Below are 23,784 nucleotides of genomic sequence, written 5' to 3' on the forward strand. Positions count from 1 at the left end.
CGATATAGCCAAGCGGGAATAACGCATTTTACACGTAATACATATTAGAATTCAATGATTTGTTATTAAAATTATTATTCGCTAAGATTAATTTTTCTAATCAAATTAACTACATATCGCTTTTAACTTTTAGATTTCTCTCTCTTACTTCACTCATAACGTTTTAATTACCTTATGCACAAAAAGCCTGGATAGCCACTGGGCATACCAGGCCTGGTAATTTTTAATCACACAGACTTTTCTTTAGACATAAAAAAACCCGCGATTACCTAAGTAATCGCGGGTTTTCAACATAACTTTTTAGTGAGGAGAATGGATGCTAAATTTACTAAATCAAGGCGGGAAATCTGAGCTTACAAATGTAAGTGATGATTTCCCAACGATGAGTTAGTAATTCTTAGCGGCCATTCGGCCACTAAAAATTACATTCCAGCGTGACCTACCCCTGGTGGATCTTCATGTAAACGTTGTGGAACGTTGTACTGAGGAGTTCCGTCAGGTAGTTTACGTGCTTGACGATATTTATGGATATCACCTTTACCGTTACCAACTTCGATGTCAGGACAGTTAGTCATGCAACGTGCGTTATGGATAACTGGACGGTGGTCACAGAAGAAGTTACCTTGGTTCTTCATGAATTTATTCATTTTCATAAGAACTTCAGAGTTGAAGAAAGTATCATCTTCTAACTGAGTACCTTCTGCATCCATTGGAACATAGTTAGACTGAAGGATGTAACCAACCATACCCATGTATCCAGCATCACCGATGAACGGAGCGTTTGGAGTCCAGAAAGGCATTGTACGACGGATGTAATCAAACAATGTCGTAGCGTAAGGCCAGTAGTTACCTACAGTTTTCTGAGGAGCTGGATCACTGAAGTCAGATGTTACTAAGTTTTCATCAACAGCAAGAGGAAGATAACCTTTAGCACCTTCACCAAATTCACCGTGACACATAGCACAGAACTGAACGTAAACCTTTCCACCTTCTTCTACAGTCATACCAACTTTAGGATCAGGAAGACCATTACCATCACCATCAACAGAGATATTCCATTTAGCTAAAGCAGCTTCAGCGATTGGTGTACCAAATCCTTTAGCAACGAATTTTGAATCGCTGTAGAAATGCTTGTCAGCAGCTTGGTGAACGTCAACGAAAGCATCAGGTACTTTACACTGAGCGTTACCGTGATTACCACCATCGATGCTGTCATCAACTTCGAAAGAATATGGGTTAGCAGGATCTAATTTTCCTTCCAAACCTTCACGACCATAAGCTGCATCTTTACCAAGAATGGCTTCGATAACTTTAGAATCTAAATATTTACCGTCAGCATCTTTGATAATTTGCTTGTAGTTTGCGGCATATTTGCCATCAATTTTTTCACCCGATGCTGAGTTGCTGTCTGAGTTTCCAGACATAGCAAAAACAGAACCTGAGAATAATGCTGTAACAGTAGCTACAACCAACGTTTTTTTAGTACTGAACATTTTCTACCATGCCTCCGCTTTTACCATCTTCCCATGCGTGTACACGCCATGTAACCATAGCTGTACGGTGATAAACATTGTTAGTACCTTCTAAGTTACGCATTTGCGGCATAGGAGGTTGTACATAACCTGTTTCATCTGTAACACGGCTCATTAGGAATGCTTCTGAACCATCCCAATCCCATTCAAACTCAAAACGAGTCCAAGCTTTATCAAGAACAGGAGAAGTGAAATGTGCTTCTTTCCAGTTTTTACCACCGTCAACAGAGATATCAACATGAGCAACCTTACCACGACCTGACCATGCTAAACCACGAACATAGTATTTACCTGGGCCTTGCATTTTAAAGTCTGGTGATGGGTAAGTAATAACTGAGTTAGCTTCCATATACCATGAGAAACGCTGAGCAGTTCCATCAGGCATAAGTTCAGTATACTTAGAAGTTTCTTCACGGTGCTGTAAAGGAACATCATGAACTTGTACACGACGTAGGTATTTAACCCACATGTTAGCTTCACAACCAGGTACAACTAAACGGATTGGGTAACCTTGCTCACGACGTAGAGCTTCACCGTTTTGTGCATAAGCTACATAACAGTCATCCATAGCCATATCTAAAGGAATAGAGCGAGACATACCAGAAGCATCCGCACCTTCAGGAATAATCCACTTACCTTCAGGCTTAATACCAGCTTCTTTTAATAGATCAGATAGACGTACACCAGTGTATTCAACACAAGACATCATTCCGTGAGTCCACTGTACAGAGTTCAACTGAACACCCTTCCACTCTAACGCTCCGTTAGCAGGACATTCGATGAAGTGAATACGTGATACTGATGGGAAACGCTTAAGATCTTCCATAGTGAAGATTAATGGGCGCTCAACTAAACCGTGAATAACTAAACGATGTTTTTCAGGATCAATTGTTGGTACACCACCGTGGTAACGTTCAAAGTGAAGACCGTTAGGAGTAATGATACCGTTTAGGCTTTGAATAGGAGTCATAGTAATCGAAGCCATAGAATCTGGTGTTAACCATTCTAAAGTACGACGTTGAACTTCTTTTTCAAAAGGTGAAGGCATACCATATGGGTACTTACGAACACCAAAACCAAGAGACTTACGAGCCGCTCCGTCTTGTAATACTGTTGTAATTTCTTCTTTACCAGCATAAGGGGCTACTGCTTTCTTAGCATCATAACCAGCACCTTCTGCTGCACTAGCTGCTTTAGTGAACATCACTCCACCAGCTACAGCCGCACTACCTTTTAAAAAGGCACGACGACCTTGGTTGCGACTGTCTTCAGTCTGAACTGCAACCTTTTCTACGATTTGATCTGTCATTTATTGCTCCTTGATGGCCTTACTAAAAGTAACACCCCAGATTCAAGAGTTTAAATTATCCAAATAGCCTGATTGCCGAACAGTTGTCACCAACCAAGGCTAATACAGTTATTGCTGGCTAGCTATAATAAATTTTAAAATCTATGACTGCAAGTCTAAACACAACAAAAATTAGGAATCTCTTATATAATTTTTTTATAAGGGTAACGGTTTATATCTATACCCTGTCTTTTTTTCAGTTAAAACACACTATATAGTGGGTAGGCTTTCTCTTGAGCATATTGGCCCCATTTTAGGATTTTCTATATCTTCAGCAACTTGACTTAAGAATTGTTGTAATTCATCAATTGTTAGTACAGAAAGTATCTTATTCATAATTTCAGGGTGAATCGCTACAGTAGTAAATTGGCCCGAGCTTAACTGAACTTGAACACCGCATGCATCCGCAATTGCTCCCCCATCATCATTACCTTCAACTTGTGCCGCTTGCTCACCAAACAACATATCTCCATACTCTTCTTCAATTTTTTCCATTAAAGTGTCGTCAAGACCGTCGGCAATCTTAATCGTAAAAGAGTCGTCATCTGTATGAGTAATGTCAACAACCAGCTCCGTTGCTACACCTAGATTTTCACAATAGGTTTGAAAGCGTTTTGCTAGGGCTTCATCAAAAAACATATACTCCATTAAGTCTTCCACTCGTTGTCTCCTTTATTTTTAACACTGTGGGAGGTATCATTCGATACTATTATCCGTTCTCGCTGACTATTTTAAAAAGGTAACCATTATGATTGATCGCCAATTTCCCATTACTCGAATGCGTCGCATGCGTAAGGATGAGTTTTCTCGTCGCTTAATGCGTGAAAACGTGCTGACAACCAATGACCTAATATTGCCTATGTTCGTGATTGAAGGCCACAATAGCCGCGAACCCGTAAAATCTATGCCAGGAGTTGAGCGATTGAGTATAGACCTTTTAGTTGCAGAAGCCAAAGAGATTCACGCATTAGGTATTCCAATGATTGCACTTTTTCCAGTTACGCCGGTAGAAGTTAAATCATTAACGGCAGAAGAAGCATACAATCCAGAAGGTTTAGCACAAAGAGCAGTAAGAGCCGTTAAAGCGGCTTGTCCTGAGTTAGGAATAATGACGGATGTAGCTTTAGATCCATTTACCACCCATGGTCAAGACGGCATTATTGATGAAGATGGCTATGTATTAAATGACGATACAATTGATGCCTTAATGCAACAGGCGTTGTCTCATGCAGAAGCGGGAGCCGATGTTATTGGACCTTCAGACATGATGGATGGACGCATTATTGAAATTAGAGAACTGCTTGAGGAACACGGACATATTAACACCCGTATTATGGCTTACTCAGCAAAATATGCCTCATCTTATTATGGTCCATTCCGCGATGCAGTAGGTTCAGCTGGTAATTTAGGTAAAGGCAATAAAAACACATACCAAATGGACCCAGCTAATAGAAACGAAGCTCTTCACGAAGTCTCTTTAGATTTAAATGAAGGTGCTGACATGGTGATGATTAAGCCTGGTATTCCGTATTTAGATATAGTGCGTGATATTAAAAATGAATTTAAAGCCCCAACTTATGTGTATCACGTTAGTGGTGAATATGCGATGTTAAAAGCGGCCTCTCAAAATGGCTGGATTGATGAAAAATCAGTGGTTCTTGAAACATTATTAAGCTGTAAACGTGCAGGAGCTGACGGCATTTTAACCTACTACGCAAAATTGGCAGCCATTTGGTTAAAAGAAGCTCAACAAGGTAACTAAGAAATGACAGATAAATATGCCGTTGTTGGTAATCCCATTGCTCATTCAAAATCACCGCTGATTCACCGTTTGTTTGCAGAACAAACTGAGCAAGATTTAGTTTATGAAGCGATTTTGATTGATTCAGAAGAGACGACATTTGAATGGGCGATTGCTGACTTAAAAAACCGTGGTTATAAAGGCATTAACATTACCGTACCGTTTAAACTCGATGCATTTGAATATGCTGACCAGCTCTCACAAAGAGCTCAAACTGCACATGCGGTGAATACGTTTGATTTTAAATCAGACGGTTTAACCTTAGGTGACAACACTGACGGTATTGGCTTAGTGAATGACATTGAAATAAACGGCCTGTGCTCTTTTAAAGACAAAAAAGTATTAATATTAGGTGCTGGCGGTGCGGTACAAGGTATTTTAGAACCTCTTTTAGCAAAATCTCCAGGCCTGGTACACATTGCCAACCGCACAGCCAAACGAGCACAAGTATTAGCTGAGCGCTTCAATAGCTCTGTGCCTATTACTGCCAGTGGCTGGGAAGAGATTCCTGAAACACCATTTGATATTATCATTAATGGTACGTCCGCCAGTTTAGAGGGCAAACTACCGCCTATATCCAACAAGGTAATTGGAGCTGATAGTTTGGTTTATGACATGATGTACGGTGCTAAACCCACTGTATTTATGGATTGGGCTCAGCACGCTCAACCTAGCTGTAAAACCATGGATGGTTTAGGCATGTTAGTAGGTCAAGCTGCAGAAGCGTTTTATATTTGGCGAGGTGTTAGGCCAGAAACCGCTTCAGTCATTAAAGAAGTAAGAGAAACCATCTCTTAAAACAAGTCAAAACAACCAGGCCTGGTAATTTTATTATTTAGCAGGCCTGGTAATTAAATTATCTTCCAATAAATCAATCTCGTTTGCTATTTATTAGCACACCTCAAATCAATTCAATTCAATTCAATTCAATTCAAAACTTATTACAACTGCCAACCAATCGCAATACTAATCACACCAAGTACCGCCAACCAAAAAGCAGAAAAACGCCCAGATTTTGGCTCAGCCAACGCCAAAGCATAGGTAGCTTTAAGTAGGTTATTTGAACCTGCTGCAATTAAAATCGCCCCCGCAATCACATTATTTTGAGCTTCATAGCTACCGTTTAATATTGAAAGTACAAAAGGATCAATGTCGGTAAACCCAACTAAAGCAGAAAGGTACCGCACCCCGGTATCGCCATAACTATTCATAACAAATTGTGTGACCACCGCCATAAGAACAAACAGACCGGCAAAAATAAAGGCGACCTTAAGCTCTAACGGATTTTGAACACTACTGCTATCAATATTCTTATGTTCACCATTACGATTTTCGACTTGAATATAAATAAACGACAGTACAAACGCCGCTACACTTAACCCTAATAAAACAGGTAAAAGTTCAAGTGCGACACTCCACATAAATAAAGCAGCTATAACCCACAGCCTAATGTACATAAGACCGGTTGCAGAGATAATTGCAGCGGTCATTTTGTAACTTAGGCGAGGATATTCATTTGATTTTTTAGCCAAAACAACCGTGGTAGCAGTAGAAGAATAAATCCCTCCTAAAATACCCGTTACCATTAATCCTTGGTCTTTTACAAAGAACTTTTGTGAAACATAACCTAAATAAGAAACAGACGAAACCACCACCACCGCCAACCAAATCTTAAACGGTGAAACAGGAATCCATAGATTAATATTGTCTTGTGGTAACAGCGGCAAAATAACCACGCTTAAAAGTACAAGTTTAGCGAGCGTATTTAGCTCATCATTAGAGACCTTTTCAGCCAGATCGTTTAACACTTGTTTAGAATTAAGCAATAAAACTATCACCACAAAAACTCCAGAAGCCAACCATAATGGTTGAGTCATAACTAAAGGAGCATAACTATAGGTTAACGCCCACACCAAAAATGTAAGCAGGCTACTGTTTTGAACTTTTAGACGTTGCCAATACAACAGAGCAAAAAGCACTGATAAAGAGGCAAACCCAAGCAAGTAAAGCCATTCGTTTACTAAAAAGAATACACTTGCCATTAATCCTGTTAGGGTCATTGTTCTTACTGTGCCCAAAAACAGTTCTTGAGTGGCCGCATGAAACTTATGCTGATAACCCCTTAACTCAGAACCGGTTAAAAAACTGAACAGTAAAATCAGTACCAATTGAGCCCAAAGCTCATGTTGCAATGCAATCATCGTATTTCCATACTATTGTGGTTTAAGCTAGTTTAAATAAACCCTCTAACGACTACTCTGCTGCCTGATAGTCATTTTTAAGCTTTACATAGTGTTGGGCTGAGTACTTAAAAAAAGCAATCTCTTTTTCAGTTAATGGACGTGCTTGTTTAACCGGAGAGCCTACATACAAATAACCACTCTCTAAAACCTTACCTGGTGGTACTAAACTATTTGCCCCAACCAACACATGCTTTTGAACTACGGCATTATCTAAAACAACCGCTCCCATACCTATTAAACACTCGTCTTCAAGAATACAGCCATGTAATATCGCATTATGACCAACGGTCACATCTTTACCCACAATACATTTGGATCCTTTAGACCGATCACTTTCATGAGTGGTATGCACCACAGCACCATCTTGAATATTAGAACGATCTCCAATAACAATATCATTCACATCACCACGCAAAGTGGCATTAGGCCATATACCCACATCTTCACCTAATACGGTTTTGCCAATAACTACGGCACTATCATCCACCCAAGCAGTTGATGCCACTTGCGGAATAAATGACTTATATTTTCTAATTGCCATTTATACTTTCTCCCTTACTTTTTATTGGATAACCCAGCAATTCATATTGATAACTTACTCCAAGTGTTTCATTTTATAACCCAAGATTATAGCCTAGTCATAATCCCTAGTCATATCATGCTAGCTTAAATACGGTTCAAGAAAAGGCATCTCATAATAACCAGATTCTACAGATAAGCTTTACATAGGTTACATAATAAGATTTATAACCTAAGCAATTTACTAAAAAAATTTTATTACAAAAAGCACTTTATACGCACTTATACATAGTTCTATTAATTACTTAGTTTGCTAAACTTAACTCATATTAAATCAGATGATTAATTAGCCAGATGAAAACGCCAGAACATAGTTTGTTACAGCCAAAAAAACAGAGCCAAGAGTTCATCGATCGACGCAGAGAAGAAAGGTTGCCCGCTCACTTACCTTCTATTCTGATTCAGAAAGGTCACACCATTTACACCACAATCATCAATCTATCATCTACAGGTATTGGTTTTTTATCGGCTGTTCCTCTGAATACTAATGAGCAAGTAGAGATCAATTTTGAACGTAAATCAATGAACACCATGACCCCTGTAAGCCTAAAGGTAAATGTCCAGTCTTGCCAAGAGGTTGATTTTGAATATTACATTGGGGGTAGTATTTACAAGCAATCACTTGAATATACAAAGTTTTTTGAAACCATTAAACATCCAAATCAATAAACCCTAAAACACATTACCTTACTGTTGCCTATTTAAGCCAAGTTTTGTTTTTACCAGGCCTGGTAATTTGGTTCCTTGCATAAAAAAAGGCCGTTTATTATAAATAAACGGCCTTTTTTAATTAACGTGTCTAATCAAGTAAACAAAACTCAAAACTTAACGCATTGTCACTAACTCTTCTGAGCTAGATGGGTGAATGGCAATGGTGGCATCTAAATCCGCTTTAGTAGCTCCCATTTGCACTGCAACGGCAAAACCTTGCAACATTTCATCCGCACCATCACCCACAATGTGAATACCCACTACTTTTTCATCGTCACCAGTAACCACCAATTTTAAAGCGGTTTTGATTTGATGCTTAGTAAATGCATAACGCATTGGCGTAAAGCTTGATGTATAAACTTTCACATTGTCATGACCATATTCTTTGCGAGCATCGTGTTCGGCTAAACCAACCGTACCTACTGGTGGGTGAGAAAAAATCACCGTTGGCACTGAACTTAAATCTAATTTCAAGTGAGGCTTATTGTTGTATAAACGCTCAGCCAAATAACGACCTGCACGAATCGCCACAGGAGTTAATTGAGGTTGACCTGTAACATCACCGATAGCGTAGATATTATCTACTGCCGTTTTATGATTTTCGTCAACCTCTATAAAGCCTTTACCGTTGGCAGAAAGGCCTGCGTTTTCTAAAGCTAAAGGTTCAATCAACGTAGTACGACCAACTGCCCAAACTACTTGGTCAAAACCGTGAATTTCTTGGCCATCGGTACTGTATACACTTATGGTTCCGTCTTCAGCACGTTCAAGTTTTTTCACTGCAAAGTGATATTCTTTTGTAATACCACTTTCTAACATTGAATCCGTTAATGTTTCACGAATCATGTCATCAAAACCACGTAACACTAAGTCTTTACGGCTAATCAATGTGGTATCGGTACCTAGAGCCTGAAACACTCCTGCAAGTTCAACGGCAATATAACCACTTCCTACAACAGCGACTTTTTTAGGTTGTTCAGTCAACGCAAAAAATCCATCTGAGCTAATACCTAGATCCGCATTTTCCGTTTCTTGCGGAATAAGTGGCGTACCACCTGGAGCAATTACAATGGTTTCAGCTGTATAGGTTTTACCATCAACTAAAACGGTATTTTTATCAACTAAACTTCCCCAGCCGTGTAAAACATCAACCCCTTTATCAGACATATAACCACCATACCAAGTGGTGATATTGCTAATATATTGCTCACGTTTTTCTACTAAAGTTGCCCAATCAAAGCCTTTTTGGTCAACATCAAAACCAAAGTCAGGAGCATCACGCAGAGCTTCGGCAATATGTGCACCAAACCACATGACTTTTTTAGGTACACAACCAATGTTTACGCAAGTTCCACCCAGTTTTTTGGCTTCAACTACTGCACATTTTTTACCGTATTCTGCTGCACGCTCTACAATCGATAAACCGCCACTTCCGGCACCAATTGCAATTACATCATAATCAAAACTCATGGTTAATCCTTTGTTTTTAATAGACTTAATAGCTATTTACAACCTATTTATCACTTTATAAGGCATTAATAAATAGCAATAAAAAAAGCCGATAGCGAAGAACATTATCGGCTCTTTAAAATAATCAATGCAGATTATTCTAGCTTAATATTTACCAGGCCTGGTAAATATTAAATTGCGTTAAAACAAGTAATTTATAAAAATTACTTCGCTAAAAACATTTCTAGATCATCTGAACCACCAATGTGTTCACCTTCAATGAATACTTGTGGAACAGTACTTGCCTGAGCAACTGCACGTAATGTTTTTGAGCTTGGCCCGTGATTAGAAATGGTAATTTCTTCATAAGAAATACCGTTTTCTGTCAACATCGCTTTCGCTTTTTTACAGAAAGGGCAACCAGGCTTAGTGAAGATTGTTGCAACACGTGGTGGCTGTGCTTCTGGGTTAATATAAGCAAGCATGGTATCAGCATCAGATACTTCAAACGGGTCGCCTTCTACTTCTGGTTCAATAAACATCTTATCGATTACGCCATCTTTAACCAGCATAGAGTAGCGCCATGAACGCATTCCAAAACCTAGGTCCGTTTTATCAACCAGCATCCCCATACCATCAGAGAACTCGCCGTTTCCATCAGGAATTAGTGTTACGTTGTCTGCCTCTTGGTCTTCTGCCCAAGCATTCATTACAAATGTATCGTTTACAGACATACAAACAATGCTATCAACGCCGTTTGCTTTAAATACAGAAGCTAGCTCGTTAAAACGTGGTAAGTGGCTAGAAGAACACGTTGGGGTAAATGCTCCCGGCAGTGAAAACACAGCGACTGTTTTACCTGCAAATAATTCATCTGTTGTAACATTAACCCATTCATCATTTTGACGTGTGCGGAATGTAACTGCTGGAACTTTTTGACCTTCTTTGTTTACTAATGCCATTTTTTACTCCTCAATTAAACAGCTGTTTTGTGCTGTTTAGTCGTTAATTAAAGTTTTAACGAGATCTTTCGTTAACTTGAAACCCAGTATACTGAAAGCAATACAATAAATAAAATCAATTATTTCTAATATATCAATAGTTATTAACTATCAGTAAATTCATTTATTCATCTACTTATTGCAGCGTTGAGCCCTGTAAAGTGCGCATAAAAGGTTCTAAAACGTCTTTTTCTTGAGCATATTTCATTAATAAACCCAAAACTGCCTGGTCTTCATGAGATGAAGCAATACGTGCCGTTAACTGAAATTCTCTATCGGTTACGCCCCCTTTAAAACCTTCTAGCTCTAACAAGGCTGCAACCATACCTACATTTTGCATTAAACATGCCGCTTGCAGAGGTTTAACCGTTTCGCCTGCCGCATCTTTAGCGACTTCTTGTTGTGCAGAAACAAAATGCTCCTGTACCAAAACTATAGTCATCCAATAGTTCATTTCAGGGGCTTCTTGGCTTTCTAGCACATTCAAAAAAATCTCACGGGGATCAATCCCCTTATCGCGAATCAAACCCGCTGCAATACGTGCAAAAGGGGCTCTTTGTGCTTCATCTAAATTTAATAAATTCATGGTGTTAACTATCTATACTTGGTGAACAAAATGGCATGATTTGCTATTGCCACTACGATTAAGCCTATTCATACGTTTTACTTACAGGCTTATTACTTAGCTGTTTTAAATTATCCGCTTATTATAACCTCATTAAAACGGATTGTTTAAAGCTGTCCATTTAGCATTTTAACCGCATGCTTTAAGCACCTTCAATAAAGCATGCAAGGATTCATAATATTTGGTTCTGAACTTTGAAATTCAAGCGTTATGTCAATCTGACATATTTCCTCTTTATTTGCACATTTTTCGCTTGCGTAATCAACTAAACTATATTTATAGTAAATGAACCTTTATTTTGACTCCTAAAAATGCTCAATATTTGCAGCAACCAACAGAGAGATTAATTATGCTACGTCAGTTTTTGGTATTGCTCATGATTGTTGGAATAACATCAGGGTGTTCGATGCAGCCTGTTGTACCAAAAACACCTACGGTGAATGAAACTTACACGCAAATACAAACACCGCAATCCTTAGATAATAATGAGCTAAAAGCCTTAAAAAATGGTTGGTGGCAAACCTTTAACGATTCAAGCCTGAATAGCTTAATCAACCAGGCAATCATTGCAAATCCAGACAGCCTAAGTGCAGTATCCGCCATTAGACAAGCCCGTGCCTATCAAAGCCAAATCAACGCTAATGCCTACCCTACGGTGTCTGCTTCTGCGGGTATGAATAGCCAATATGTAAATAAAACAGACCAACAAACTGACAATTATTCTCTAGGGTTAGACGCTCAGTGGGAAGCGGATATATTTAACCAAAAAAGCAACGCCACTCAATCTGCCACCGAGCTCTTGCAAGCCACAAAAGCAGACTATGCTGACTTAGTTATCTCTTTGAGTTCTGAGGTAGCCAATACCTATTTTTCTCTACGCCAACAACAACAGATATTAAAATTGGTACAGTCCAGCTTACAAACTTGGAAGGAGACCGAACAACTGGTGCAATGGCAAGCAACCGCCGGATTAGAAAGTCAACTAGCTGTAGAACAGGCACGCCGTAGTTACGCTCAAACAGAAGCAACTATCCCAAATTATCAGGCGACCATTGCACAATTACAACATCAGTTGGCGGGCTTAATAGGCGTAAATTATGCTCAACTCCCTAAAAGCTTATTAACTGAACAAGACTTACCCACAGCTCCTGACATTAAAACCAATCAACTGCCGCTTGAAATTTTACGTAATCGTCCAGATGTAAAAGCGGCTGAATACAGAGCAAAATCAGCCGCATTGAATCAAGCGGTGGCTCAAGCCAACTTATACCCAAACTTTGTGTTAAGAGGTTCACTCACCAGTACCGCTGCCAATTTAGCGGATATGTTATCGGTAAACAGTTTAATCACCAGTTTAGCCGCAAGTTTGTCACAAACTTTATTTGATAACGGACAAAGAAAATCTGCAGTAATGATTGCCAAAGAACAAGCCCTACAAGCTTTGTTAAATTACAAAAAAACGGTGCTGAGTGCTTTATCAGAAGTGCAATTAGCTAACACACAAAGACAAAACGCCCAGCAATACCTACAAAAAACCTTAACCGCTTTAGAGTTAGCCAAAAATGAAGAGCAACTGGCTTTGTTGCAATATCAAAGTGGGCAAATTGCGTTTTCAGAAGTTCTTATCGCACAAAGAACCCGTTTAGGACTTCAGCAACAAGTATTAAATGCACAGCAATCGCTATTGAAATACACCATCAGCTTTACCAAATCAACCATGGGTGATTGGGCATGGCAACAAATGCAAGCGGCTTCATCGCCAAAGTCAGAGGAATCAGAAAATGAATAGTGCCCAAAATGACGAGCTAAAAACGAATCAAGATAACGATAAGAAAGCATTGCAATCACTATTAAAAAAATCACCCAAAACCCGCATTAAAAAATTGTATTGGGTCTTCGTTCTTATTTTGGTGATTGCCTTAGGCTATGGGTTAAAAATATGGCTATTTCCGCAACAAAGTAGTGCTCCAATTTACCAAACTAGCAAGGTAAAAATAGGAGATATTCGTGCTACCGTATCAGCAACAGGAACATTACAGCCTACCAATAAAGTAGAAGTGGGTAGTGAACTATCTGGAACCGTTGAAAAAGTTTTGGTTGATTACAATGACAAAGTCACTAAAGGGCAATTACTTGCCGTACTCAACACCGATAAGCTTCAAGCTCAAGTATTGCAAAGCAAAGCGTCACTTCAAGTGGCCGAAGCAGGTGTTTTAGAGGCTGAAGCCACTTTACAAGAAGCCGATGCAAACTATGCACGTCTATTAGAAGTGTATAAACTCTCTGCAGGAAAAGCACCATCAAAAACAGACTTAAGCTCAGCAAAAGCCTCGCAACTGCGAGCTAAAGCAGCCAAAACCACGGCTCTTGCAAAAGTTGAGCAGGCTAAAGCCAATTTAGATCAAAATCAAACGGATTTAGCCAAAACTAAAGTGCTTTCTCCCATTAATGGTATTGTCTTAAAACGTTCTATTGAGGCGGGGCAAACGGTTGCTGCTACCATGACTGCTCCAGTTCTATTTACTTTAGCTGAGGATTTAACCAGCATGGAGCTAGAAGTAAATGTGGACGAAGCGGATGTTGGTCAAGTTAATCAAGGACAAACTGCGATATTTACGGTCGATGCCTACCCCAATACCCGTTTTCCAGCAGTAATCAAACAAGTACGTTTTGGTGCCGAAACTCTTGATGGTGTTGTTACTTACGCCACCTTATTAAGTGTGTCTAATAAAGACTTAAAATTACGCCCTGGCATGACTGCATCTGCCGATATTTTGGTTAAAGAGAAAAAGAATGTGTTGCTAATTCCTATGGCAGCATTGCGTTTCACTCCTGACTTAGTCAGTGCAAAGCAAAAACAAACCAGCATTATGCAATCCCTAATGCCAAGACCCCGTCGTTCAAATCAGAATTTGGTTAAATCTAAAAACAAAGATGGTACTGAAACGGTATGGAAAATGGTCAATAACGAACTTAAACCTGTATCTATCACTTTAGGTGACTCTAACGGCTCCTCAATAGAAGTGCTCAAAGGCGACTTACATAAGGGAGATGAGATTATTATTGGTGTTGAGGTTCCTACAAAATGAATCATGATTCTGCCACAACACCGTTAATTGAGTTTCAATCTATTACCAAAGTTTATGGTGAAGGTAGCAACGCGTTTAATGCTTTAAAGAATGTTTCTTTAAAAATCTACCCAGGTGAGTTTGTGGCTATTATGGGACCAAGTGGTTCAGGTAAGTCAACTGCAATGAATTTACTGGGTTGTTTAGACACGGCAACATCGGGCAGCTATCTCTTTCAAGGCATTGCTGTTGAAAACTTAGATAGAGATCAACGCGCCTTACTTCGCCGACATTATTTAGGTTTTGTGTTTCAAGGCTTTAACTTATTAGCGCGTACTTCAGCACTTGAAAATGTTGAACTACCACTAATTTATCGTGGTGAACCAAAGAACTCAAGACATCAAGCGGCCCAACAAGCACTTCAAAAAGTGGGCTTGGAAGGCTGGGGAGATCACTCTCCTGGAGAGCTATCTGGAGGACAACAACAGCGTGTCGCCATTGCCCGTGCTTTGGTCAGCAACCCACAAGTATTATTAGCCGATGAGCCCACTGGTAACCTTGATACCGCTAGAAGTTTCGAAATTATGGAGCTACTACGCTCGTTAAATACCGAGATGGGCATTACCGTATTGATGGTTACCCATGAAGCAGAAATGGCCGCTTATGCAAAACGCATTATTCATTTTGTCGATGGTGAAATAGAAAATGACCAACTGCAACAAGGGGATTCAGTATGATTTGGAATGCCTTTTTACTTGCTCTAAGAGAAATTCGCCGTAATTTAATGCGTTCCATTTTAACCATGCTCGGTATTATTATTGGTGTAGCGGCTGTAATTACTATGGTGACTCTCGGTAATGGTGCCACCGCCCAAGTCACTGCACAAATATCAAGCTTAGGAAGTAACTTACTAATGATACGCCCAGGGCAACGAGGGCCAATCCGAGATGCGGTCAGTGTAAAACGCTTTAAAGTAAGTGATGCTAATGCGATTCGAAACGAAATAAACTCAATTATCGCAGTCGCTCCAATAGCTACGGCTAAAAATACAGTTGTCTATGGCAATAAAAACTGGTCAACCTCAATTGTGGGAACCAATAACGAATACTTTATTACTGGTAACTGGGATCTCAAAGAAGGTCGAAAATTCACTGAAAGTGAGATTAAATCTGGTAAATCTAGTTGTATTATCGGAAAAACGATCGTAAAAGAGCTTTTAGGTGATACCAATCCAATTGGGCAAAGACTGCGTCTCACCAACTTCTCATGTGAAATTATCGGTGTGCTAGCGAGCAAAGGGCAATCGATTATGGGCAGTGATCAGGATGACATGGTGATTGTGCCAATAAAAACATTACAGCGCAGAATAACCGGAAATAGTGATGTCAGCATGATTAGTGTATCTGTTAAACCCAATATCGATACCAATGTAGTCAATCGTGCTATTACCTTACTATTGAGAGATAGTCGCCACCTCAGCGATAATCAAAAAAATGATTTTTCAGTTTTAGATACCCGACAAATCACCGAAACGCTCACCAGTACCACCAAAGTCATGACCATGTTGTTAGGCGCGGTAGCCGCGGTAAGTTTAGTGGTTGGAGGTATTGGCATTATGAATATCATGCTGGTTTCCGTAACGGAACGAACCCGTGAAATTGGGATTCGTTTAGCCATTGGGGCTTTAGAAAAAGAGGTTTTATGGCAATTTTTAGTAGAGGCAATGGTCCTGTCTTCATTAGGCGGTATTATTGGTATTGTCTTGGCCATAATCACCTCAATAATTCTCAGCGATGTAATGGCGGTTCCATTAATGCTAGATATTAACATTATCGTATTGGCATTTTTATTCTCAGCCGCTGTTGGCGTTATTTTTGGATATCTACCCGCCAGAAACGCCGCCCGCTTAAACCCTATTGATGCCTTGAGACACGAATAATCCACCGCCAATATAAGTGGGGACTACTCCCCCTTTATACTGAATTTAAAACCGTCTTAACTTAGTCAACTACCAATGATTTATGATCTGTTGTTTCACCGCTATAATTCCATCTGGCGAAGCCAAATAGGTTAAAGACGGTACCAACAAAAGCATAAGCAGAACCATAATACCAACGGTGGCTTTATTAGACTTTACAATGGCACTGATTAAAATAAAGCTAATAATCCAGTATATTTGTGCGGTGTAAAAACCTGGAAAATATCCCTTAAACCAAATCACCCACCAAGTATGCCAAATCGCATTGCCTAAAGCCCCACCCATTACAAAAAACAGCACCGGCACAAATAAAAATCTTAGTCCTTTGGTAAACACCAAAACCGTTGCTATGGTGAATAAAAAATACGAGATCATATTAATAGAAATAAACTTAACATGAGTAAAGGCGGGAGCACCGTATAAAACGGGAAACAAGTCTGAAAAGTGATTAGAAAATTCTTCCGTAAAGTGCAAAAACTGCCACGAAATTGCCATCATAAACAAGGGTACAAAGGTTGTTCCTTTTGGTAATGGCATTGATTTTAAATACATGGAAACAAATACTAACCAAGCTACGATTAAAGCCGGTATAAAGGTTGCCAGCAAGGCCGTACCTCCAACATAAATAAATACGCTGGCCATAATCATGGCAATGACTGAACCAATGATGACATCTTTTTTTTGTAAAAATTGTTGCGATTCTATAATTCTGAACATCTCAATTCTCCGTTAAAATGCTTTATTGCTAATAACTAACAAGACACATTTAAAATCAACAAACGGCCTTTTAGCAGAAGCAAGAAATTTACGTTGTAAGCACTTAACAAAATTGTAGAAAGCAATGAAGGTATTTCACCCGTTTTACACAATGAATTTGTGTTTTAGATAACAGGTTCTTGTTGTAGTGCTCTAATAAATTTTGATTGAATTACCAAATTTTTAAACTAAATTCGATTAATTAAAAATATATTGATAAATAAAGGTTAAAAGTTATAAAAGGTACTTAGCTTTACAAAGGCATAATTGGAAGATACAACTGTAAAACTAAGTACTAAAACATTGAACTAAACTTATAAAAACATCCAAAAGCTATAGGAGAGAGGTTAGAGAGAAGAAAAGCTTTTGGACTGAGTTCAGTTTAGAGCAATCAACCACTTCACTTCAATAGTCAAAAATGACTTGAAATTGAAGTTACCATGAACAAAGTTTATATAGTTTATTAATGGTTGGTCATAAACAGAGCTATAACATAACCAAACGGCTATATTGTGAATAGGTTTGTTTAAATCAAACCGCTAAACCGCAAGCCACACCAGAAGCCCATGCCCATTGAAAGTTATAGCCTCCTAAGTGACCAGTCACATCTAAGACTTCACCAATAAAATACAGGCCTGGTTGTTTTTTGGCCTCAAAGGTTTTAGAGGAAACTTCATTGGTATCTACACCACCTAATGTCACTTCAGCTTTATCATAGCCAGCCGTATCACTTGGATATAAAGTCCAGTTTTGAATGAGTGCGGCATACTCAATGAGAGCATCATCAGTTAAATTGGATAGTTGGTTTTCAATTGGAAACCAATCTAACCAGGCCTGGGAAAAACGTTTTGGCCAGTGTTGATTTAACCATTTTGATAGGCTTTCACCAGATTGTTTAATCTGTTTTAACTCTTCTAAAATATCCAGGCCTGGTAAAAGATTAATCTGGATAGGTTTACCCATTTGCCAATAATTTGAAGCTTGTAGAATCCCTGGGCCACTTAACCCATTATGAGTAAATAAAATGGCTTCTTGAAACGATTGCTTGCCCGCAGAAACCGTAACATCTAAAGCCAAACCACTTAGACCTGCAACACGTTCTAACCATTTATCTTTAAATACTAAGGGTACCAGACCTGGTAAAGTTGAAATCACATTAAGCCCAAATTGTTTTGCAATGTCATACCCTAAGCCAGTGGCTTTGAGTTTTGGAAAAGACAACGCACCTGTAGCAACAACTAATTTTGAGCTTTCAAACAGACCTTCAGAAGTGTGAAGTTGATAAATTTCATTGGCATATTCAAGTTTAGTGATTGAGCAGTGAGTCATGACTTGTACACCAGCCCAATCGGCTTCAGTACGTAATATTTGAATTAAATCAGAGGCACGCTCGGCACAAAACAGTTTACCGAGTTCTCTTTGCTCATAAGCCAAACCGTGGCGCTCTACCAATTCAATAAATGCAGAGGATGGATAACGTGACAGAGCGGATTTTACAAAATGTGGATTTTGGCAAATGTAATTATTCGCTGACACATCTAGATTGGTAAAGTTGCATTTACCTCCACCAGAAATACGAATTTTAGCCGCCGCTTTAGGTGCATGGTCTATCACCAAAACAGATTTACCTTGATAACCGGCGGTAGCGGCGCACATTAACCCTGATGCTCCAGCACCAATAATAATTACGTCCCAATATTGGGGTTTGTTAGACATATAATCTCTTTAAATGAAAAGGGTTAAGCGAATAGTTAAATAAAAATGGTTTTAATCTTTGATAATCAATCATCAAAACATTACAGCATTACAACTGATCATAGAAACAGAAACCATTACGACCTTCATTTTTTACTTTATATAAAGCTAAATCGGCTTGTTTAATCAGGCCTGGTGCAGTAATTTGATCTTGTTTATAAATACAAACGCCTATGCTTACAGTCACCTTTTCCTCAGCATGTTGATCTATTTTCATAGGTGTAGTAAAAGCAGAAACTAGCTTATTCATTACCACGTTCAAATCGTCTACATTTTTAATAGATTCAAGCACAATAGCAAATTCATCGCCCCCTAAACGTGCCACAGTATCACTTCTACGCAAGCCATTTTTTAAGCGTTTTGCAACCGTTTTGATGACTTCATCACCCGCCATATGCCCGTAGGTGTCATTAATGTGTTTAAACTTATCTACATCAACAATGGCAACAGCCAGCTGTGTCCCCATTCTTTTTGCTCTAAAAATAGCTTGTTCAAGTCGGTCATCAAATAAACGTCTATTGGCTAAACCTGTTAATTCATCATGGGTTGCTTCATAAGACATTAATGCGCTTTGATGGATTAGCTCTTCTTGAGTTTCAATTAATTTAGTAATATCGTGAGAACTCTCAACAATAGAAGATGCTAAGCCCTCTTTATTTATTAGCGGTGTGGCAGTGATCTCTACATAACTATTGACACCATCATGACCATGGTTATGAATTAAAGTAATGGTTTTTTGAGCATCTAAGGCGATTTTTAACGGACAAGGATGGTCAACGCCGTCACAAGGCGTATCTCTATGATGTGAAACTTCATAACATTTTGGCTGAGAATGATTTTTAACGTACTGTAAATCAAGCTTTGTCCGTGCCGCTTTATTCATGGTAGTTACGTTATAATTTTTATCAATTACCATAACGGAATCAACCACTCCATCAATCACTGATTGAACAAAATGTTGTTCCTCCTCTTTTTGTGCTTGCAAACGTTTTTGCTTAGTAATATCTCTAACCATCGCCACAAACTGCATGCGGCCATCTACCTCCATAGACTGCAACTTAACTTCACCGGGATAAATAGTGCCATCTTTACGCTTCAAAAGCGTTTCAAAACTTACTGTAGTTGCCGCTTCATTTTTAACCAATAAAGAGGTTAACAAGTCTGTAAATTCAGATTCATTTAACTCGCCATTAATATCAAAAGGCGTAAGCTGCCTAGCCTCCTCTAGACTATAACCAATGTTATTGATTGCAGCTAAATTTAAATATGTAAAACGGAGTAAACCTCTTTCAAACACATACACTTCATCACCACTATTATCTATCACATTACCAAGTAATAGATTGTGTTGTTCGGCGTTTTTTTGCTCCGTAATATCAATAATGGTACCCACGTAATGTAGCGGATGATTATTTTCATCTCGTTGAATGACAGTGCGGTCATCAACCCAACGAGTATTACCATCAATATCTATTAAACGATAAACCTGGCGAAATTCATTCTTACCAAGCTGAGTATAAGCCTCAACTTCTTCGCTTACATATTCAAGATCGTCTGGGTGAATAATGCTTGAATAAAGACGTGATCCAGAAATAAACTCTTGGGATTGATAACCAAACATGGAAACATTTTCAGAAACATACTCAACTGGCCAGCCTTTTGTCGTCTTCCAATAAAAAATAACCGCTTGGCTGTTTTTTAAAATTGATTTTATACGTTCTATTTCTTCCATAAAATTTTACATTGATTGCTTATATTGTTAACAGAGTGCTTTTAAAGCGGTTTCCAAGAGGCATTTCTTGAATTAGCCTCTTTAATAATAACTTGATAGCCCTGCAAAACATCGACCTCTAACCCCTCTACACCCAAGTCAATGGTGCGGGTTTCATCAGCAAGAATACTGGGTAAGCTAAATAATCTGAGTTGTGGAAACTGCTCTTCAAATTGCTCCATGAATTCAACCCATTCAGATTCCTGACCGTTAAAAATCTTAATACCTTTTTCAATGGTTGGGCTTTGATAATACTCAGAATAATAGTGATTTAACACCCACTCCATCATGGGTTTAGCCATCATAGGAAACCCTGGCATAAAATGGTGATTATGAATAGAAAACCCAGGTACACGATTATAAAAATTAGGGATAATCTCAGCCCCTTTAGGGTATTCGGCCATATGAATTCTTTGTGGGTAAGCCTCTTTACCAAACTGGGCTTCAATCTCTGCGACGGCTTCAGGGTGACGTTCTATAGAGACACCTAATGCGGCTGCCGCACTTTGGCGTGTTCTATCATCTGGTGTTGCTCCAATGCCGCCAAAACTAAAAACAACTGTGTCGGTTGCAAAGCTCTCTTGCAGCGTTTTTACTAAAAAGTCTGGCTCATCACCTACTATTTTAACCCAACTTAAGCTCAATCCCCTTGGCTGCAAAAGGCTGGTCGCTTGAGCGAGATGTTTGTCTTGCCTTTTCCCTGACAAAACTTCATCACCTATTATCAATAAACCAATTTTTAATCTGTCATTTTTCATAGACACCTAGCCTTTGTTCTTTTCTTTCCCGGTTTTAAACCTTAAGATGGTCTGTCTTTAAATTTTATTTTCTGTTACAAAAATTCAAGCTACAAAACTAAATTGTCTCATGTTTAAAGATGAACATCAGCATGAGCTTTAAAATTAATCAACATTATTGACCAATATTATTAACCAACACTATTCAGTATTACACTTATGACTAAACCGACCATTCAAACTCCTTTAGCAACCGTTTTAACCATTGCTGGTTCAGACACTTCTGCAGGTGCAGGTATTCAAGCTGATTTAAAAACCATTCATGCCGTTGGTGGTTATGCACTCACCGCCATTACCGCCGTTACAGCACAAAATAGCCAAGGGGTTCAACAGGTTTACCCCGTATCAACACAACAGCTCACTGAACAGCTAGATTCTCTTTTAAGTGATTATGAAATTGATACCATAAAAATTGGCATGCTAGCCAATGCAGAATTGATAAATGTTGTGGTCAGTTTTTTGCAAAAGCATCGTCATATACCCGTAATTCTAGACCCTATTTTATTAAGTAGTAGCGGCAAAAATCTTTTGGATAAAGACGCGATTAATCTATTAAAAGAACACCTTATACCGCTGATTACGCTCATCACCCCCAACCTGCCAGAACTGAATACGTTATTAAAAACTGACTTTAAAGGGCAAGCCGATGATGCATTGGAGATTCTGCAACTTCTTAAAAAGAAAGACTGGCCAAATACGTTATTAAAAGGAGGCCACACCGCAGAAGCCTTAGCGATTGATTATTTGTTTATTACTCAACAAAATCCCCAAATTCAACCGCAAACAGAGCAACAATCAGAAGAAGTCTTTGCGTTTCCCGCCCAACGTATTGATACACAAAATAGTCATGGTACCGGTTGTACTTTATCGTCTGCGATTGCAACTCAATTGGCTTTTAAACGTTCACTACCTGAAGCAGTAAAATTAGCAAAAAGCTATTTACAAAATACCTTAATGACAGCCGATTATGGCCAACCAAATGTTAAACAAATAGGTACTAATGAGCTAATCAGACACGGTGGTTTAAATCATTTTGGTCAAAAAGCGTTAACTTTCTATAACGATGAAGAAGAATGATTCAAACTATCCAAACGGCTCCTAGGTACACAAAAATGACTAATTTCATCTTACTTATTGGATTACTTTCACTTTCATTTTTAGCCAATGCTGGTAACGCTAGGCCGTCGCTTAAAAACACCATTATCAATTTAGAAAAACAAACTCACGGTAAAATTGGTGTGGCAGTATTAAACACAAAAAACATGCGTCATTGGAGTTACCGTGGCAATGAACGTTTTGCACTTATGAGCACCTTTAAAACACTTGCCTGTGCCAAAATGCTGGCTGATTCTGAGCGCCAGCTTTTAAACAAACAACAAGCCGTTTTAATTGATAAAACAAAAATGATTACTTGGTCACCTATTACCGAAAAGTTTATTGGTAAAAAAATGACGCTTGAAAAGTTATGCGAAGCGGCCATGCTTAAAAGTGACAATACCGCAATTAATCTTGTCTTATCTCATATTGGCGGCCCAGCATCGGTAACGAAGTTTTTAGAACAAAACGGCGATTTTATTACCCGTATTGATAGAAAGGAACCTGAATTAAATTCGGCAATTGTGAATGACCCAAGAGATACATCAACGCCATTAACCATGGTCAATACACTCTATAAACTTCTATATGGCAATGTGCTTTCTGAAGCATCTAAAATCCAATTAAAAAATTGGATGCTTAATAACCAAGTATCAGACACTTTATTACGCTCAATCCTTCCTAGCAATTTTTTAATTGCCGATCGTTCAGGTGCAGGAAACAATGGTTCAAGAGGCATAACGGCGGTAATTTGGAATAAAGAAACCAAACCGATTATAGTCAGTATTTATTTAACACAAACACAGCTAACCATAAATGAGCGAGATAAAGTGATTGTTGAGATTGGTAAAGCAATTTTACAAAGGTATGACTTAACAGACTTTTAATCAAAAACCACCAAAAGGCATTAAAAAGCAGTTATCGGCTATTTAAAACATTTACCGACTTTAAACGACCTGAATTCAATTTTACCAGGCCTGCCCAAAGCATAGAGTAAGCCATTAACAGGCATTCACCAAGGTTAAAAAAACAGGTTTTATTCCGCTACTTTTTCTTTTATATCTTCACGTGCAGGTTCGGTGCTGTCTTTTACCACGTCAATGGCATCTTGAACGTGGTCACCTGTTTCAGAAAGCTTTTCTACCGCAGTTTGACTAGAATCTAAAAGATCCACTGCAATCTCCCTACTACCAAACCAATCAAACATAATGGCGGCGGCTATTAAGATAATAATCCAAATAATAATGCTGATTTTTCCAAATAAATTCATGCTAT

The 23,784-nt window shown here is 38.8% G+C and carries 22 protein-coding genes; 9 read left to right on the forward strand and 13 right to left on the reverse strand.

Translation table 11 applies throughout. From position 1 onward, the window contains the following. Positions 1–422: 422 nt before the first annotated feature. The 3 genes from ACORJQ_RS00970 to ACORJQ_RS00980 all read right to left on the reverse strand — a co-directional run bounded on the left by ACORJQ_RS00970 (position 423) and on the right by ACORJQ_RS00980 (position 3,540). On the reverse strand, positions 423–1,493 hold the full coding sequence (locus ACORJQ_RS00970) for a c-type cytochrome (RefSeq protein ID WP_321325185.1): 1,071 nt from the start codon (positions 1,491–1,493) through the stop codon (positions 423–425). Continuing rightward, the gene (gene soxC / locus ACORJQ_RS00975) at positions 1,480–2,841 is read right to left on the reverse strand and encodes a sulfite dehydrogenase (RefSeq protein WP_321325187.1); all 1,362 of its coding nucleotides are present in this window, start codon (positions 2,839–2,841) and stop codon (positions 1,480–1,482) included. The genes ACORJQ_RS00970 and soxC overlap by 14 nt, the downstream gene beginning before the upstream one ends. Positions 2,842–3,090: 249 nt before the next feature. Further along, on the reverse strand, positions 3,091–3,540 hold the full coding sequence (locus ACORJQ_RS00980) for a hypothetical protein (RefSeq protein ID WP_321325189.1): 450 nt from the start codon (positions 3,538–3,540) through the stop codon (positions 3,091–3,093). A gap of 88 nt (positions 3,541–3,628) precedes the next feature. Between ACORJQ_RS00980 and hemB the strand changes: the two genes are divergently transcribed. Together hemB and aroE are read left to right on the forward strand one after the other, a co-directional pair. Continuing rightward, positions 3,629–4,642 (forward strand): porphobilinogen synthase, encoded by a 1,014-nt coding sequence (hemB, locus tag ACORJQ_RS00985; protein WP_321325191.1) that lies wholly within the window; start codon positions 3,629–3,631, stop codon positions 4,640–4,642. A 3-nt stretch (positions 4,643–4,645) separates the two neighbouring features. Next, complete coding sequence (gene aroE, locus ACORJQ_RS00990; RefSeq protein ID WP_321325193.1) at positions 4,646–5,479, forward strand: shikimate dehydrogenase; 834 nt, start codon at positions 4,646–4,648, stop codon at positions 5,477–5,479. 143 nt (positions 5,480–5,622) lie between these two features. Here aroE and ACORJQ_RS00995 read toward each other — a convergent pair whose 3' ends face one another. Next, entirely contained in the window at positions 5,623–6,882 is a 1,260-nt protein-coding gene (locus ACORJQ_RS00995) for an MgtC/SapB family protein (RefSeq protein ID WP_321325195.1), read from the reverse strand. Between the two features lie 52 nt (positions 6,883–6,934). Continuing rightward, positions 6,935–7,465 (reverse strand): gamma carbonic anhydrase family protein, encoded by a 531-nt coding sequence (locus ACORJQ_RS01000; RefSeq protein WP_321325197.1) that lies wholly within the window; start codon positions 7,463–7,465, stop codon positions 6,935–6,937. Positions 7,466–7,797: 332 nt separating this feature from the next. Here ACORJQ_RS01000 and ACORJQ_RS01005 point away from each other — a divergent pair, with 332 nt between their 5' ends. Further along, positions 7,798–8,172, forward strand: coding sequence for a PilZ domain-containing protein (locus ACORJQ_RS01005; protein ID WP_321325198.1), 375 nt, complete (start codon positions 7,798–7,800; stop codon positions 8,170–8,172). 156 nt (positions 8,173–8,328) lie between these two features. On the opposite strand, the gene gorA is transcribed toward ACORJQ_RS01005, so the two are convergent. From gorA to ACORJQ_RS01020, 3 genes are all read right to left on the reverse strand, one after another. Next, on the reverse strand, positions 8,329–9,684 hold the full coding sequence (gene gorA, locus ACORJQ_RS01010) for a glutathione-disulfide reductase (RefSeq protein WP_321325200.1): 1,356 nt from the start codon (positions 9,682–9,684) through the stop codon (positions 8,329–8,331). Between the two features lie 203 nt (positions 9,685–9,887). Then, positions 9,888–10,625 carry a glutathione peroxidase gene (locus ACORJQ_RS01015; protein WP_321325201.1) on the reverse strand — a complete coding sequence of 246 codons (738 nt, stop codon included), beginning with the start codon at positions 10,623–10,625 and terminating at the stop codon, positions 9,888–9,890. 175 nt (positions 10,626–10,800) lie between these two features. Continuing rightward, positions 10,801–11,250 carry a hypothetical protein gene (locus tag ACORJQ_RS01020; RefSeq protein ID WP_321325202.1) on the reverse strand — a complete coding sequence of 150 codons (450 nt, stop codon included), beginning with the start codon at positions 11,248–11,250 and terminating at the stop codon, positions 10,801–10,803. 388 nt (positions 11,251–11,638) lie between these two features. Between ACORJQ_RS01020 and ACORJQ_RS01025 the strand changes: the two genes are divergently transcribed. Genes ACORJQ_RS01025 through ACORJQ_RS01040 form a run of 4 tightly spaced genes read left to right on the forward strand, consistent with a single transcriptional unit; the run spans position 11,639 to position 16,296 of the window. Continuing rightward, positions 11,639–13,078, forward strand: coding sequence for an efflux transporter outer membrane subunit (locus ACORJQ_RS01025; protein WP_321325203.1), 1,440 nt, complete (start codon positions 11,639–11,641; stop codon positions 13,076–13,078). Next, positions 13,071–14,378, forward strand: coding sequence for an efflux RND transporter periplasmic adaptor subunit (locus ACORJQ_RS01030; protein ID WP_321325204.1), 1,308 nt, complete (start codon positions 13,071–13,073; stop codon positions 14,376–14,378). The genes ACORJQ_RS01025 and ACORJQ_RS01030 overlap by 8 nt, the downstream gene beginning before the upstream one ends. Further along, entirely contained in the window at positions 14,375–15,094 is a 720-nt protein-coding gene (locus ACORJQ_RS01035; protein WP_321325206.1) for an ABC transporter ATP-binding protein, read from the forward strand. Before ACORJQ_RS01030 ends, ACORJQ_RS01035 begins: the two co-directional genes overlap by 4 nt. Further along, on the forward strand, positions 15,091–16,296 hold the full coding sequence (locus tag ACORJQ_RS01040) for an ABC transporter permease (RefSeq protein ID WP_321325208.1): 1,206 nt from the start codon (positions 15,091–15,093) through the stop codon (positions 16,294–16,296). The genes ACORJQ_RS01035 and ACORJQ_RS01040 overlap by 4 nt, the downstream gene beginning before the upstream one ends. Before the next feature lie 69 nt (positions 16,297–16,365). Here the strand turns inward: ACORJQ_RS01040 and ACORJQ_RS01045 are convergent, their stop codons facing one another. From ACORJQ_RS01045 to ACORJQ_RS01060, 4 genes are all read right to left on the reverse strand, one after another. Next, the gene (locus ACORJQ_RS01045; RefSeq protein ID WP_321325210.1) at positions 16,366–17,052 is read right to left on the reverse strand and encodes a hypothetical protein; all 687 of its coding nucleotides are present in this window, start codon (positions 17,050–17,052) and stop codon (positions 16,366–16,368) included. A gap of 570 nt (positions 17,053–17,622) precedes the next feature. Next, positions 17,623–18,807, reverse strand: a complete 1,185-nt coding sequence (locus ACORJQ_RS01050; protein ID WP_321325212.1) for a BaiN/RdsA family NAD(P)/FAD-dependent oxidoreductase — start codon at positions 18,805–18,807, stop codon at positions 17,623–17,625. An 88-nt stretch (positions 18,808–18,895) separates the two neighbouring features. Then, a complete protein-coding gene (locus ACORJQ_RS01055) occupies positions 18,896–20,578 on the reverse strand; it encodes a diguanylate cyclase domain-containing protein (RefSeq protein ID WP_321325213.1) in 1,683 nt (560 codons plus the stop codon). A 41-nt stretch (positions 20,579–20,619) separates the two neighbouring features. Then, positions 20,620–21,375 carry a competence/damage-inducible protein A gene (locus ACORJQ_RS01060; RefSeq protein ID WP_321325215.1) on the reverse strand — a complete coding sequence of 252 codons (756 nt, stop codon included), beginning with the start codon at positions 21,373–21,375 and terminating at the stop codon, positions 20,620–20,622. A 198-nt stretch (positions 21,376–21,573) separates the two neighbouring features. Between ACORJQ_RS01060 and thiD the strand changes: the two genes are divergently transcribed. Next, entirely contained in the window at positions 21,574–22,491 is a 918-nt protein-coding gene (thiD, locus tag ACORJQ_RS01065) for a bifunctional hydroxymethylpyrimidine kinase/phosphomethylpyrimidine kinase (RefSeq protein WP_321325216.1), read from the forward strand. Between the two features lie 35 nt (positions 22,492–22,526). After that, positions 22,527–23,396, forward strand: a complete 870-nt coding sequence (gene bla / locus ACORJQ_RS01070; protein ID WP_321325218.1) for a class A beta-lactamase — start codon at positions 22,527–22,529, stop codon at positions 23,394–23,396. A 149-nt stretch (positions 23,397–23,545) separates the two neighbouring features. Here bla and ACORJQ_RS01075 read toward each other — a convergent pair whose 3' ends face one another. Continuing rightward, on the reverse strand, positions 23,546–23,779 hold the full coding sequence (locus tag ACORJQ_RS01075) for a hypothetical protein (protein WP_321325220.1): 234 nt from the start codon (positions 23,777–23,779) through the stop codon (positions 23,546–23,548). Positions 23,780–23,784: the final 5 nt, after the last annotated feature.

The sequence above is a fragment of the Thiomicrorhabdus sp. genome (assembly GCF_963662555.1).
Taxonomy (GTDB): Bacteria; Pseudomonadota; Gammaproteobacteria; order Thiomicrospirales; family Thiomicrospiraceae; genus Thiomicrorhabdus.

Excerpts from the sequence above, each read along its gene's own strand:
- ACORJQ_RS00970 (WP_321325185.1), bottom strand. The coding sequence starts at position 1,493 with ATGTTCAGTACTAAAAAAACGTTGGTTGTAGCTACTGTTACAGCATTA.
- soxC (WP_321325187.1), bottom strand. The coding sequence starts at position 2,841 with ATGACAGATCAAATCGTAGAAAAGGTTGCAGTTCAGACTGAAGACAGT.
- hemB (WP_321325191.1), top strand. The coding sequence starts at position 3,629 with ATGATTGATCGCCAATTTCCCATTACTCGAATGCGTCGCATGCGTAAG.
- aroE (WP_321325193.1), top strand. The coding sequence starts at position 4,646 with ATGACAGATAAATATGCCGTTGTTGGTAATCCCATTGCTCATTCAAAA.
- ACORJQ_RS00995 (WP_321325195.1), bottom strand. The coding sequence starts at position 6,882 with ATGATTGCATTGCAACATGAGCTTTGGGCTCAATTGGTACTGATTTTA.
- ACORJQ_RS01000 (WP_321325197.1), bottom strand. The coding sequence starts at position 7,465 with ATGGCAATTAGAAAATATAAGTCATTTATTCCGCAAGTGGCATCAACT.
- ACORJQ_RS01005 (WP_321325198.1), top strand. The coding sequence starts at position 7,798 with ATGAAAACGCCAGAACATAGTTTGTTACAGCCAAAAAAACAGAGCCAA.
- gorA (WP_321325200.1), bottom strand. The coding sequence starts at position 9,684 with ATGAGTTTTGATTATGATGTAATTGCAATTGGTGCCGGAAGTGGCGGT.
- ACORJQ_RS01015 (WP_321325201.1), bottom strand. The coding sequence starts at position 10,625 with ATGGCATTAGTAAACAAAGAAGGTCAAAAAGTTCCAGCAGTTACATTC.
- ACORJQ_RS01020 (WP_321325202.1), bottom strand. The coding sequence starts at position 11,250 with ATGAATTTATTAAATTTAGATGAAGCACAAAGAGCCCCTTTTGCACGT.
- ACORJQ_RS01025 (WP_321325203.1), top strand. The coding sequence starts at position 11,639 with ATGCTACGTCAGTTTTTGGTATTGCTCATGATTGTTGGAATAACATCA.
- ACORJQ_RS01030 (WP_321325204.1), top strand. The coding sequence starts at position 13,071 with ATGAATAGTGCCCAAAATGACGAGCTAAAAACGAATCAAGATAACGAT.
- ACORJQ_RS01035 (WP_321325206.1), top strand. The coding sequence starts at position 14,375 with ATGAATCATGATTCTGCCACAACACCGTTAATTGAGTTTCAATCTATT.
- ACORJQ_RS01040 (WP_321325208.1), top strand. The coding sequence starts at position 15,091 with ATGATTTGGAATGCCTTTTTACTTGCTCTAAGAGAAATTCGCCGTAAT.
- ACORJQ_RS01045 (WP_321325210.1), bottom strand. The coding sequence starts at position 17,052 with ATGTTCAGAATTATAGAATCGCAACAATTTTTACAAAAAAAAGATGTC.
- ACORJQ_RS01050 (WP_321325212.1), bottom strand. The coding sequence starts at position 18,807 with ATGTCTAACAAACCCCAATATTGGGACGTAATTATTATTGGTGCTGGA.
- ACORJQ_RS01055 (WP_321325213.1), bottom strand. The coding sequence starts at position 20,578 with ATGGAAGAAATAGAACGTATAAAATCAATTTTAAAAAACAGCCAAGCG.
- ACORJQ_RS01060 (WP_321325215.1), bottom strand. The coding sequence starts at position 21,375 with ATGAAAAATGACAGATTAAAAATTGGTTTATTGATAATAGGTGATGAA.
- thiD (WP_321325216.1), top strand. The coding sequence starts at position 21,574 with ATGACTAAACCGACCATTCAAACTCCTTTAGCAACCGTTTTAACCATT.
- bla (WP_321325218.1), top strand. The coding sequence starts at position 22,527 with ATGACTAATTTCATCTTACTTATTGGATTACTTTCACTTTCATTTTTA.
- ACORJQ_RS01075 (WP_321325220.1), bottom strand. The coding sequence starts at position 23,779 with ATGAATTTATTTGGAAAAATCAGCATTATTATTTGGATTATTATCTTA.